Raw genomic sequence first — 12584 nt, 5'->3', positions numbered from 1 at the left:
GACAAGAAAAGCCACTCACTTAATTGGGAGGAAACGAAAATGAAGGTAGAAGTGCAAACAAAACATATAGATGAATTAACAACGGTAACAACGATTAAATACAATATGTATGATCGTAAACATAGAGAAGAACGCGGTTCATTGGTTTTGAAGCTAGGTAATGAAGGTTTTAAGCACATTACAACAATTGAACATGACTATTGGAAAGTGGATGTTCTACAAAAGACCGGGGATCCACGCAAGGAAATCAAGGAAGAAGAAAAGGCTCCATTTGAACCCGATCAACTTGAATTGATTGAAGAACCAAATCTATTTAACTATATTGAATTAGAAGGACCGAACGTAACGGAATTACAACCTGATTGGTTTCGAGTGGATATGATGGTAAGTGTGAAAGATATAGCGGTATTTTATGGCGTATCACAGAAGCGAGTGAATGAAGTGATAGAAGAACTACACTTTGAGACGTACCCAGGTTCAGGAAAGTATACAAGGCGTTTTAGAAGTATCGGCGGCACAGATCAGCCACGTTTAGAAATGATACATAGTAAGTTAATCGAATGAATCCAAATCTATTTAACTAAAAGGGAGGAAAATACAATGAAAAAGCGCGAAATTATAAAATCTATTCATAAAGAAGTTAGTGAAGTATCGGAAACTAAGGCGCAATTTATCCAGGTATTAATGGGTGCTGTAATAAGAGTTGGGGTTCAGCCGCGTAAGGCTGTAGCTCTTGCAGAAGATATATTTTCTAAAGATTTCGAAAGGGCTAACAACCGTGTGTGCAAGAATACGTTGTTTGACATTATTGAAGATTTAAACCCTGATTGGTGGTTGGCATAATGGCGCAATTTATTAAACAAGTCGATTTAGAAAGCGGAAAGATTCAATACTATGAGACGCAAGAAAACGAAAGTGTTGAGTCAATGAATAACTTTATCGTGTGGTGTAAATCAATAGATTTTGACAGTGGATTCAAAATGGAATACAGCATTGTGAACGGAAAGGGGAATTGATTATGTGGGAACCAACAGGGTTATCTTGTCCTAAATGTAGCAACAGCTTATACATTCATTTTGATGGAGAAGAAGCGCATTTTGAATGCGAACTTATAGAATGCGATTACGAGAGAACGATAGATATGCAAGAGGTAATTGATAATGATTAAAGAAGATTTTAAAGAAGCTTTATTTGTCAGTTCAGGTGTGTTAGCATTTTTATGGGCGGTAGGTTATGCATTAAGTTGGGCAATCGTTAACCTATAAGCCGATAATTGTTACATACATCGGAGGAAATTACATTGAAACAAAAAAGTACAGCTTGGTTATTATGGTTATTCTTAGGAGTGTTCGGAGCGCACAAGTTCTATACAGGGAACTTCATTAGCGCGATTACAAAGTTATTTACAGCTAACTGGTTTTTTATAGGGCTATTCATTGATATATTTAGTATTAACAATGATGTAGACGCGGCGAACTTCAGAGCAATCCAACAAGCTAGAATGATGAAAGGCATGATGGAATGATCGCAACTAAATACTCAAATCATGAGGAAATGGAAATAAGCGTCCTGGAAGCAATGCTAGAGGATAATACTTTGATTGACGAATGCCGTTTGAATCAAAAGCATTTCTTGGACAGTAAGAACAAAGAACTTTATAAAACAATTTGCGAATTAAATGATAAAGAAATTGATATCAACCCGCAAATGATTATAAGTCATAGTGATTTAGAAATTAAAGATGTTATGAGAGTCATGTCAAATGGCTCTCTGACTTCCAACTTTGAATTTTACCAGCGAAAAATGTTTGATTTCATCGAAATAGAAGAGATTAGAAAGCTGGCAGCAACATTTTTGAGCGACACTGAAGAAAGAAATGTTTCAGAAGCTTCAGAACGATTTATAAACAGTGTTATGAAGACGAGTGAAGAAAAGGTAGTAAGTAAGGAAACGTTCATGGAAAAGCTGTCTATACGTGTAGACAAACATGCGCAAATGAAAGTAGATGGTTTGTCAGGAGTCGATACAGGGTGGGATAAATTCAACAACTTTACAGACGGCTGGCAAGAAGGCGACTTGATTATAGTTGGTGGTCGCCCAGGTATGGGTAAAACAGCGTGGACCCTGGATAGTATGCGTAGAGCCGCCGAACGGGACCAAAAAGGTATTTACAAAGGGAAATATTATTCCGCCGAAATGCCTGAAGGTCAGTGTATTGATAGGTGGATAGCGGGACAGTCGCAACTTCCTGTAGCTTGTATGAAGAACCCTAATAGATTTTTACCAATATTCGATAAGAATACGAACAGCGAACCAGGAACGGCTTTTGCTAAGTATCAAATGGCTGTAGGTGATTTAAGTCAAATGCCTTTAGATATTAGTGAAGAAAAAGATTTACGCATGATAAAAGCGGATATGAGAAAAGAAGTAAAAAATAATCCTGACAAGAAACACGTATTTATGATTGACCATATTTCGCATATTAACGTAGATGGAATGACAGAGGATATTATCAAGTTTGCTCACATCGTACGCGAGTTGAAGCATACAGCGGTACAATTAGGAGTGCCTATTATTCTACTAGTGCAGTTGAGCAGAGCGAATACAAACAGAGAAGACAAGCGCCCGACAATGGCAGATATAAGAGCGTGTGGAGAAATTGAACAGGTTGCTGATATGATTATAATGCCGCACAGAGAGAACTATTACGACAACGAAACAAAAGGCGAACGATACCAGGAAATGGAGATAATCGTTGATAAGTACAGAAATGGACGCGCTGGAACATTCATTCAAACGTTTGACACCGTGACAAATATATTTATAGATAAGGAGTAAAACATTTGTGGTGACGGTTAAAGAAGTCTATATGAGCGCGAAGGAAGATAAACTTATGTCTTTAATCGTTATCATAGACTTACTATTACAACATGGAAAGATAAAGTGGAGAGATGATTCTGGGCTTTTAATGTTCTATATGAGTACAAATAAAGAGAAATGGAACAGGATTATAATAAATGAAATGAGAAAGAGAGGTATTGCAGCATGATGGAAGAAACAAAAGTTCAGTTGAGAGCAGAAGTAAGTAAACTTACAGATTCGGTTGTTAAACTTGAAAAGGAAAAGAATTTTCATAAGGATCAATACAACAAAACAATGGGTGAATTGATTAAGACAGAAAGAAGACGCGATAAAATATTAACTGAATATCCAAATTTATTTAACTTAAATGGAGGAAAAGATGAAGAAGTGGCATATTAGCTTTAGAGTTAACAAAAATGATGCAAGCAGCGAAATTAAAACAGTAAAGGTAAATGCACCAACAGGTAAAGAAGCTTTAGATTTGTTTAATGCCTGGGCTAAATTCATGCAGTACGATCCATTTACAACAGTTTTTAGATGTGAAGGTGAAGTTGTTGAAGCTTAATAAAACGTGGGTTAATAAAGATAATTTCTTTATATACGAAATTAGAGAAAGGAGGGATAAGAACGTTTTACATTATGAATACGCCGTCATTGAAGACGGAACAGAAATAATGTTAGAAAGTGGATTCACAAGCAAGGAACAAGCTAGAACGAGAATTAAAAAGAAGTTTGATATAAAAGGTCAATTCAAGATTAAAAAGGCTGTACGTAAGCGCGTGATATCTAAAAAAGTAGAATACGATGGACATACTTTTGATTCTATGACTGAACGTGATTTTTATATGTATCTTCAAAACAATAAGTTAGCAACAATTACAGAAATGCAAAAATCATTCCATCTATTGGACGGATACGAAATACCTAGCATTGTAAATAAGAAAGGTAGCAGGAGCGTTAGAGCGAAAATTTATACACCTGACTTTATATGTCATTTAGAAGGTTATGGAATGGTAGCTTTTGAAGTGAAAGGTTCAGTTAAATCTATACCGCGTGATTTGTCATTGAGAAGGCATTTATTTGAATCAGAATACGGAATACAGTTAGTTATTGTTACGCCTGACAAAAAAGAAGGGTGGAAATTTTCGTGAATGAAAATAAGGTGTACGGAAATCTAAATATGATAAGCCTTATGATGGACCAACATAGAAAAGGTAAGTTAAACATAAAAGACCTAGTTAGGAGCATGGACAAGCGCGTAAAAGAGATTAAGGAGGAATTAAAAAAATGATCGCAACTATTAAACGTTTTGTTTGTAACTATTGGTTTGGGAGTCACAAATATTATTATATGGGAACTGTAACTATCCACGGTATAACGGAAGAGGTTTGGTGCTGTAGACGTTGCGGAAAATATCACATAGCAGAGGTTTGCAATCATGGGAATAAGTTATCATGACGAAAGACATATGTATCACATGAAGGCGTATTTAATAGATAAATTAGGTTGGGAACGTCGTGAAGAAATAGAAGCCTGGGGCATAACTAAAACATTCGAAATGTTCCGTTATGTATATCATGGTGGATTAGATAAGAAAACAGCAGCTAAACAACGTGATTTAGCGCAAAAGGCTATATGGAGGAGATAGGTATGGATAAAACGATTGTATTTAGAATCGTGGGTATTAACCTTGACTACCGTACAGGACAGCAAATACTAATAGACGGTGTTGAAGGCAAAATAACGTCACTAAGAAGTATCAAGGCATTAGGTGGCGGGGAATACGAAATTATAGGACGCTATAAACCAAATGTGAATTACGTTGACCAGTTACTAACGCAATTCAGGAGGAACAAATAAATGAAGTATTCAATGTTTAAAATCATAAGTTATGCAAGGGATTTACAGATAGGAGAACCTATTTTCATAGATGATGATAAAGGCGGAAAACATGGGATTGTAAGGGAAATCGTTTCTGTTAAATGGGCTGATTGTGACAGAGTAGAGATTAGAGGTATTGCAACATTGATAACTAAAGAAGAGTATAAAAAAGAGTTGGAGAAAATGTATAATGAGAAAAATTAAAGTAGAGTTAGAGAAGGATGGGACTAAATGCCCTAGAAAAGAACACAACTATTGGATGGGTGAAGAGAAGGAATGGAAGGATGAATTTAAGAAAGGTAAGAAACGTTATGCATGGACGAAGAGAAATGCTTATTTAGAACCGTGTCAAGAATGCGGAAAAGAGTTAACTATCTTTGATGAATATCATAGAAGATGGGGTACTTGTAACAGTACATGTTATATGCATTTAGTTGGCATGTCATGGAGTGATTTCATTTAAGCGATGTATAATTTTATACAATCCAATTCTATTTAACAAACGATTGCTTTTTGTAAGTATATAAAATAGGCAATAGGTTTTAAAAGCTATGTGTATAATGGTTTAGAGGAAAGCCTTGATATTGTGCTTTCCTCGTTCTTTTGACCTTAAATGTTTTAAGTCTTTTAGAACGAAGTGAAACCATCATATGTTTTGACGGTTTAAGGATAACTTTATTCTTTTAGAAAGAAGAAAACTAATAACAGTGATTAAATGCATGATATCAAGGTTTAAGAGGAAAAGGAGAAAATAATGGACAAAGAAAAAGATTTCAAACAATTGCAACATACATATAATGTTTACATTTACGAAGATACATTGAGTGAGTTTGATATGATGAAAATAATGATGGCTTATTGCGAAAAGTATAATGAAGATATAGCGAGAATAGAATCTATCCTTTATTTTAATTTACCTACGTATACTGAATATAAAGAAAGCGAAAGTAACGAGGGAGTCTGAGGACTCTTTTTTACTTTTATCCAAATTTATTTAACAAACTTACAAAAAACTATGGACAAACATATATAGGTATAGTATAATAAGAGTATAAGGAGGTGAGGTAAGGTGATCGAAATGATGGTGAAGGTTGTAGCACTAATCACTGGAGTTCTTGGAATAATAAACATTAGTTTAGACATCCACTCTAAAGTGAAGAAGTTACAACAAAATAAAAAGCGTTCACGTAATAAACGTAAACGCAAGTAAGCAAGTTGAGGGGAAAGGTTGAGAGCCGATTTCCCCTCAACAATATTATAACATATCGATCGCCGAAATAATAATGAAGAAAATTAAACCAATTGATGTAACTGTATTTGTTGTTTTATTCTTATGGGCAGTAACGAACGATTTTAGCGAAATGGTTTGGCTGGATTGGACGTGTATAGCAGTAGGGATTGTATATACCATTATGTTTATAGTTAAGATAAGTATTAGAGGTGAGGAAAAGTGAAGTATCATTTAAACTCTAGAAAAGAAGTGGAGGACTTCATTAATAGTGAAGTCCTGACTACTTCAGAAGCAATGCAGATATTAGATGTCAATCGTTCTCGAATGAGCGCATTAGTCAAAGCTGGTAAATTGTCACCAGTTAAAAAAACGAGTAATGTTAGTTTGTTTCTGAAATCAGATATAGAATCTAAAAAAGAAGAATTGGAAGTATTGAGAGTTAAATACCGTCCGTACGATTAATGAGAGTCTAAACGACTCTTTTTTTATTTTCCAAAAACTTTTTAACCTATTCTGAAAAACGCAATAGATACCATTAGACAATCTTTGTTAAATAGATTTGGAACGTTATACAATTGTAACTGTAAGACATGAGGATATCTTACAAGCGTCGGAAAACGCGTAAATAAAAAATAAATTTTGTATCATACAAATTATTCTATTTCTTTATAAACGTGGTTCCTTGCTCTTATTGATACATGGTAATTACTCACATTCTTACTAGTGTAGATACGTAAATTATCCTTTGTTCTGAAATGTTCTAAGTATATGTAAAAAGTCTTGATTTCTTGTTTTAACTAACAGGTCTTTATCACAATGGGTCGTCATTAGTTTGACCAGTGGACACGCTGATTGAATGAACTGACAAAAAAAGGCAGTCTGTAAGCTGCCTGGAAGGTATAAGGCGTACTGAAAACTTGTTCACCTCCAAAAGAACGTTAATCTTTCAAGTACCTGCTTTGCTCACACATAACCGTACTTGTACCTTCCAGGGTGTTTATAACACCTTTCCAATCTATCTGTTTTTGATAAACTTGCTTACTTCAATACTTGTTTTAATCATTGTAAAAACTCCTTTAAATTGTGAGAAGGGTTCTTCCCTTCTTTAAAAGTGATAGCGTGGTACATACGTTTTAATTGCGTATCTGTCTTATATCTCCTGTGAAGGCGCTAGGGTTGGTATAGGTGAAAAGGGTTCGATTCCCTAACTATTGCTTTTAAAGAAGTGAATAACTTCAAACAAATAAAACTATTGGATATCTACTTGTAAAAGTTAGTGAAGGTGGTTTTTATTACTTAGTGTAGAGTTTCTGCATTCATCAAATCCAACACATATATGAGAAGTTCTTCTTCTCATTAAGCGTATAAGAGTTTTTTATGTTTGCTGCACGGAACGGTGAACAGCGGCTTTGGGCATAGAGCCGTCCTCCTTTTTCTCTTATGCGTTTAATGAGGTGTGGAAGCCTTTTAAGCTGTTTTCAGATACTTGATTACTGACTTATAAACACAAAACAACAATAATGATCCGTACTTGCATTGATGTACGGCGTTTATTGTTCTACTGAGGGTAATCACTTCCCTTAAAAGTGAAATAACTATCAAAGGTTATTATCAAACAAATTGGTAGTTAAATATCATAAAAGAGCAGCAATGAAGCTGCAAAATATGATAACTAAGCGAATATAACATCACTTAAATTGCATGAAGTACGATAACGGTATGAATTGCGAGTCTACGGACTATAAACATTGGTCAGGGTCTATACCCTGAATCATGGAATAGTAGCGAAGTGGCTTAACGCAATGCTGACGAGTATTTTCGGGGGTTCGAATCCCTCCTATTCCTGCAATATGCCTATGTACGCAATTGGTAACGCGAATAATTAAACCCCTGGGGAAATGCCTGAGAAGCGTCAATGATTATAGTTATACTGGTTCGATTCCAGTCGTGGGCTTTTATCTTTTATAGTTACAAGTTGAGAAGCAGAGATTTCGCCATTTCTGTTTCTTTTCTTTATCAGAAGGAGGATATAAAAAGAAATAGGTTGCGCTTAATGTGCAACCTATTTTAAATCTATTTAACAACGATGGAAAATATTCAATTCTATTAAGCGGTATGAGTTATATTGAAAAGGCGAACATATAACGAAATATTGAGAGGTGGTAACATGCATGAATTAAACGAACGTCAAAAACGTTTTGCAGATTATTACATTGAAACAGGGAACGCTTCAGAAGCATACAGGCGGGCGGGATACAAGAGTGATAACGAAAAGGTTATTACCGCTGGTTCTTCTCGTCTGTTAGCGAATGTTAATGTTTCAGCATATATTGATTCTCACATGGCTGGCGTTGATTCTAAACGTATTGCTGATGCAAATGAGGTTTTAGAGTTTCTTACATCGGTAATGCGCGGAGAAGCGACAGGAAAGACATTACGCGGCGTAGGCATGGGTGAACAAGTTATCAGTGATATAGCGCCGTCAATTGGAGAACGGAAAGACGCTGCTGTCCAATTGGGTAAACGTTATCGATTATGGACTGAAAAACACGAAATTGAAGGTGTTGCACAAGTTATTATCAACGGTTCTATTGGTGATACGTGCGAAGAGTGCGGAAAACATTATGAAGAGTGTGAATGCTAATGATTGAAAACTATCAAGGTTTGCTACTGACACTCTCTGCGTTATTGATAGTAACTGTACCGATGGCACTAATTGACAGAAATGAAAAGAAAGCGCGGGAAGAGCATGAACGAAAACGTTAATCATATCGACATGAGAAACGTTATTTCACCGCGTTTCAAGAAAGTCTATTATCTATCAGAAATGAAGAAACACCTGCGGTATGTTTTAAAAGGCGGTCGTGCTTCAGGTAAGAGTTACTTTATACCATTCCGCATACTAATGGACATAATGGAATACCCAATCAGTTGGCTGGTGCTGCGTAAAGTGCAGAATACTATTGTCAGGTCGGTGTTTGAACAGATTAAAGAAGCGATGGTATTACTAGGTATAACACATCTATTCAATATCGTACCTTCCCGCCTGGTAATGGAATATAAACCGCGTGGGAATAAAATATACTTCCTGGGCTGCGAAGAACCTGAACGGATTAAATCTATTAAAGATGCTCAATTCCCTATCATGGGTATGTGGATTGAAGAAATAGGAGAATTCAAAGCAGAAGAAGACGTTTCTATTATTGAGAAATCAATTTTACGAGGTGAGTTTGAAATCAAGCCTGAACATCGTTCTGAGCTACCAAACTATGAATACACGTTCTTCTATAGTTACAACCCTCCTAAACGCCGTGGTCATTGGTTGAACAAGAAATATAACAGCAGCTTCATACCTGAAAATACACACGTTAACCATTCTACTTACTTAGATAATAAACATTTAACTAAGGCGTTCTATGAAGAAGCAGAGATTGAAAAGGAAATGAACCCGCTTAAATACCGTTGGGAATATATGGGTGAAGCGATTGGTTCAGGTAATGTACCGTTTGATAATATCATCGCTGCTGAAATAACCGATGAACAGATAAGTCAATTCGATAACATACGGCAAGCGGTTGATTTCGGTTATGCTACTGATCCTCTGGCTTTTGGTCGTATGCACTATGACAAGAAGAAACGAACGCTGTATATCTTTGATGAACTGTATGGAGTACGTATATCAAATAGGGAACTGGCTAAATGGATTAAGAAGAAGGGGTACACGGATGTCGAGATAACAGCCGATAGTGCAGAGCCGAAATCTATTGCAGAGTTGAAGCAGGAGCATGACATATACAAGGTTAAAGGTGCTAAGAAAGGACCAGATTCCGTTGAGTATGGCGTTGAATGGCTTGGAGACTTATATGCAATTGTAATCGATCCTAAACGCTGCCCAAACGCTTTGAAAGAATTCGAGAATGCCGATTGGGAAACCGACAAAGACGGAAACCCACGTCCTCGACTGCCTGACAAAGATAATCACGCAATTGATATGACGCGTTACGCAATGGAGAAAGATATGAAACGTTCTAAGAAGATTAGGACGGTTAAACGAAGTGAATTAGGATTCTAACAACTAAAAATCCAATTCTATTTAACTAGGAAGGAGTGAAAGAATGTTAACTTTCAAACAAGCTAGAGATTTATTTTTCAGATTTAAAACACAACGCGGTAAAGGGAAACAAAAGGGATTCATTGATTTCCAAAAGCTGCACGATTACTACGTTGGTGAACACGATATTGTGAACAAGAAGCAGCGACCTAACGGACGCAAGACGTATAGAACGGTGAGTAACTACCCGCAATATGTATCAACTATTTCAACAGGTTTCTTTATTGGTTCACCTGTAACGTACACAACGCCAAATAAGGAGCAGTTAGAACCTGCTTTAGACATCATTGACGACAATGACGGTCAAACGGTTGACTATGACAATGCTTTAGATATGAGCATTTATGGCAAGGCTTATCGTTTATTCTTCCATGATGAAGATGGAGAACTAAACTTCAAGGACCTGGACCCGCGTTACACAATTGTTGTAACTGATGGAAAGATTAAACCAAAAGTAACGGATGTTATTTACTTCAGTGAATCTTTGACTGCTGATAATACAATTAAGGTAACTATGACTATCTATGATCCTATTCATATGAGAGAGTACGAGTTTGATTATAAAACGATTGAAGCGGATAAAACTAAAGCGGATATTACGGAAATGATCACACCAACGTCTGAAGGTGAATTAGAAGAACATAAGATTACTGATGAAGACGGAAAGCCAAAAGTACCAGTATTAGTAATCCCTAACAATAAATTTGAATTAGGGGATTATGAGCCGCACTTGTCTTTAATTGATGCTTATAACGATATGGACAGTAATGACTTTGAAGACGCTGCTGACTTCACTGACGCAATCCTGAAGCTTGTTAACATGAGTGAAACGAGTCCAGATGATATTAACCATCTAAATGAGGATAAAGTCTTGCTGCTGGATGAAGAAGGCGATGCGGATTGGCTAATTAAAAAAGTTGATAGTGAATTCAAGAGAGATATGAAAGAGCGACTAGAAAACAATATTCACAAATATACATTCGTTCCGAATATGAATGATAAAGCGTTCGGTGGTAATTTAACTGGTGTTGCTATCAAATATAAGTTACTTGCATTAGAACAAGTACGCGGGCAAAAAGAGCGCATGTTTCATAAAGCTTTGACTGATCAATTGGCTATTATTAAAGGTTACTTAGCTAAGTTCCCTAAAGGAGCTGCTAATTTTGAGTTAAAAGATGTGAAGCTGCAATTTACACCTAATTTACCGCCTAACTTTATGGAAGAAGCGGAATTAGTTACAAAACTACGCGCTGCTGGACTTCCTGACAAGTTCATTTACTCTTATTTATCTAACGTGCAAGATGTTGAACATTTAATTGAAATGAAGAGAGAAGAGGAGCAGGAACGTTATGAAAACGAATATTCATTCGGTGGGGAAACTGATGATTTGGAAAAACGGGAAGCGAAGTCTACTGATCAAGATAGGGAACGAAATACACCACCAGCCAATAAAAAAGGTGAAGAATAATGGCGACAATAGAAGAGTATTGGACCAAAAGGGTTGAACTCTTAGAAGCTAGATGGAATAGAGACGCACAAGTGATTGAAAAAGAACTGAAGGCGTCCTATCGCCAGGCTTTGAAAGAAGCGGAAAACGAAATGCGCGCGTATCTCACACGGAAAGGCTTTGATTACAACGAACTAATGAAGGCTTTAAATAGAGTTGAGATAAAAGACCGTAAAGAGTCGCTATTAAACTTCCTTGATAAGCTGAAAGATATGGATACAGAGATAAGTAAGAGAATAGCTGAAGATGTCAATGTACACCTGGATAAACGCAAATTAAGCCGTCTGGACGCTATCATAAGTGAAATGCTTATACAAACGGGTGAGTATTCATTAAAAGATGAACAAATGATACGGGACCAACTGAAAGAAGTATACAGAGAAACACTGCTCCGGAATAAATTCGAGTTAGCAGGTCTGGGAATTAATACCCCAGTATACACTTTAAACAATAAAATAGTTGACAAAGTGTTATCATATCCCTGGAACGGCGAAAATTTCAGCAATCGCATATGGAATAATAAACGGGTTATGCTTCAAAAACTTAGAGAAGCGCTTGTTCAAGGAGTCCTACAAGGACTACACGCCGATGAGGTAGCGGAAAAGTTCGCTGTTATTATGAAAGTTCCACTTCATAGAGCGCAAGCAACTATCTATACAGAAACAGCTTTCATTTATGGACAAGCTCAATTAGATAGCTATGATGAAGGTGAAATTGATAAATATAAATTACACGTAACCTTTGACAATGCAACTTCAAAGATATGTAGGTCGCTAGACGCTAGTAAAGTTTATCTGACTTCAGAAGCACGAGCTGGTATAAATTACCCGCCGTTGCACACAAGATGTAGAACGTTGTCTATTCCTTACTTTGAAGGCGTTGAAGGTCCTAAATACAGGTGGGCGCGAGATAAGGATGGTAAGTCTATTAAAGTCGATGCCAATATGTCGTACAAAGAGTATAAAGAACAATTTTTGAAATAAGAGGTGGTT

21 protein-coding genes and 1 tRNA gene are annotated in these 12584 nt (G+C 36.4%); all 22 read left to right on the top strand.

Translation table 11 applies throughout. The annotated features are described in order from the left end of the window. Positions 1 to 39 precede the first annotated feature (39 nt). The gene (locus CN409_RS01725; RefSeq protein WP_042598340.1) at positions 40 to 564 is read left to right on the top strand and encodes a hypothetical protein; all 525 of its coding nucleotides are present in this window, start codon (positions 40 to 42) and stop codon (positions 562 to 564) included. 36 nt (positions 565 to 600) lie between these two features. Further along, positions 601 to 843, top strand: coding sequence for a hypothetical protein (locus CN409_RS01720; RefSeq protein ID WP_042598338.1), 243 nt, complete (start codon positions 601 to 603; stop codon positions 841 to 843). Then, positions 843 to 1016 (top strand): hypothetical protein, encoded by a 174-nt coding sequence (locus CN409_RS31670; protein ID WP_170948772.1) that lies wholly within the window; start codon positions 843 to 845, stop codon positions 1014 to 1016. Before CN409_RS01720 ends, CN409_RS31670 begins: the two co-directional genes overlap by 1 nt. A gap of 2 nt (positions 1017 to 1018) precedes the next feature. Next, positions 1019 to 1168, top strand: a complete 150-nt coding sequence (locus CN409_RS31665) for a hypothetical protein (RefSeq protein ID WP_170948773.1) — start codon at positions 1019 to 1021, stop codon at positions 1166 to 1168. Positions 1169 to 1300: 132 nt separating this feature from the next. After that, entirely contained in the window at positions 1301 to 1525 is a 225-nt protein-coding gene (locus tag CN409_RS01715) for an NINE protein (protein ID WP_042598336.1), read from the top strand. Beyond that, entirely contained in the window at positions 1522 to 2838 is a 1317-nt protein-coding gene (locus CN409_RS01710) for a replicative DNA helicase (RefSeq protein ID WP_097807817.1), read from the top strand. Before CN409_RS01715 ends, CN409_RS01710 begins: the two co-directional genes overlap by 4 nt. A 7-nt stretch (positions 2839 to 2845) precedes the next feature. Further along, positions 2846 to 3049 carry a hypothetical protein gene (locus tag CN409_RS01705; RefSeq protein ID WP_240516144.1) on the top strand — a complete coding sequence of 68 codons (204 nt, stop codon included), beginning with the start codon at positions 2846 to 2848 and terminating at the stop codon, positions 3047 to 3049. Beyond that, positions 3046 to 3261 carry a hypothetical protein gene (locus CN409_RS01700; RefSeq protein ID WP_097807816.1) on the top strand — a complete coding sequence of 72 codons (216 nt, stop codon included), beginning with the start codon at positions 3046 to 3048 and terminating at the stop codon, positions 3259 to 3261. The genes CN409_RS01705 and CN409_RS01700 overlap by 4 nt, the downstream gene beginning before the upstream one ends. Next, a complete protein-coding gene (locus tag CN409_RS01695) occupies positions 3242 to 3427 on the top strand; it encodes a hypothetical protein (protein WP_042598329.1) in 186 nt (61 codons plus the stop codon). The genes CN409_RS01700 and CN409_RS01695 overlap by 20 nt, the downstream gene beginning before the upstream one ends. Then, a complete protein-coding gene (locus tag CN409_RS01690) occupies positions 3417 to 4013 on the top strand; it encodes a DUF1064 domain-containing protein (protein ID WP_042598327.1) in 597 nt (198 codons plus the stop codon). Before CN409_RS01695 ends, CN409_RS01690 begins: the two co-directional genes overlap by 11 nt. Before the next feature lie 287 nt (positions 4014 to 4300). Next, the gene (locus tag CN409_RS01685) at positions 4301 to 4510 is read left to right on the top strand and encodes a hypothetical protein (protein WP_240517838.1); all 210 of its coding nucleotides are present in this window, start codon (positions 4301 to 4303) and stop codon (positions 4508 to 4510) included. Positions 4511 to 4512: 2 nt separating this feature from the next. After that, the gene (locus CN409_RS01680) at positions 4513 to 4722 is read left to right on the top strand and encodes a hypothetical protein (RefSeq protein WP_097807815.1); all 210 of its coding nucleotides are present in this window, start codon (positions 4513 to 4515) and stop codon (positions 4720 to 4722) included. After that, the gene (locus tag CN409_RS01675; RefSeq protein WP_097807814.1) at positions 4723 to 4947 is read left to right on the top strand and encodes a hypothetical protein; all 225 of its coding nucleotides are present in this window, start codon (positions 4723 to 4725) and stop codon (positions 4945 to 4947) included. Next, positions 4934 to 5206, top strand: a complete 273-nt coding sequence (locus CN409_RS01670) for a hypothetical protein (protein ID WP_097807813.1) — start codon at positions 4934 to 4936, stop codon at positions 5204 to 5206. Before CN409_RS01675 ends, CN409_RS01670 begins: the two co-directional genes overlap by 14 nt. A gap of 291 nt (positions 5207 to 5497) precedes the next feature. Further along, positions 5498 to 5707, top strand: a complete 210-nt coding sequence (locus CN409_RS01665) for a hypothetical protein (RefSeq protein ID WP_097807812.1) — start codon at positions 5498 to 5500, stop codon at positions 5705 to 5707. Positions 5708 to 5812: 105 nt separating this feature from the next. After that, positions 5813 to 5953: a hypothetical protein gene (locus tag CN409_RS31660; protein WP_170948775.1), complete on the top strand. Its 141-nt coding sequence runs from the start codon at positions 5813 to 5815 to the stop codon at positions 5951 to 5953. Between the two features lie 240 nt (positions 5954 to 6193). After that, on the top strand, positions 6194 to 6436 hold the full coding sequence (locus tag CN409_RS01660) for a helix-turn-helix domain-containing protein (RefSeq protein WP_042598319.1): 243 nt from the start codon (positions 6194 to 6196) through the stop codon (positions 6434 to 6436). A gap of 1313 nt (positions 6437 to 7749) precedes the next feature. Continuing rightward, a tRNA-OTHER gene (locus tag CN409_RS01655) sits at positions 7750 to 7819 on the top strand. A gap of 322 nt (positions 7820 to 8141) precedes the next feature. Continuing rightward, positions 8142 to 8618 (top strand): terminase small subunit, encoded by a 477-nt coding sequence (locus tag CN409_RS01650; RefSeq protein ID WP_042598315.1) that lies wholly within the window; start codon positions 8142 to 8144, stop codon positions 8616 to 8618. 105 nt (positions 8619 to 8723) lie between these two features. Next, a complete protein-coding gene (locus tag CN409_RS01645) occupies positions 8724 to 10046 on the top strand; it encodes a PBSX family phage terminase large subunit (protein WP_042598313.1) in 1323 nt (440 codons plus the stop codon). 43 nt (positions 10047 to 10089) lie between these two features. Then, entirely contained in the window at positions 10090 to 11553 is a 1464-nt protein-coding gene (locus CN409_RS01640; protein WP_097807811.1) for a phage portal protein, read from the top strand. Continuing rightward, the gene (locus CN409_RS01635) at positions 11553 to 12575 is read left to right on the top strand and encodes a minor capsid protein (protein ID WP_097807810.1); all 1023 of its coding nucleotides are present in this window, start codon (positions 11553 to 11555) and stop codon (positions 12573 to 12575) included. Before CN409_RS01640 ends, CN409_RS01635 begins: the two co-directional genes overlap by 1 nt. The last annotated feature ends 9 nt before the right edge of the window (positions 12576 to 12584 follow it).

Source organism: Bacillus sp. AFS012607 (genome assembly GCF_002558005.1).
Classification (GTDB): Bacteria; Bacillota; Bacilli; order Bacillales; family Bacillaceae_G; genus Bacillus_A; species Bacillus_A thuringiensis_S.
This window is presented reverse-complemented; position numbering and strand designations above follow the sequence as displayed.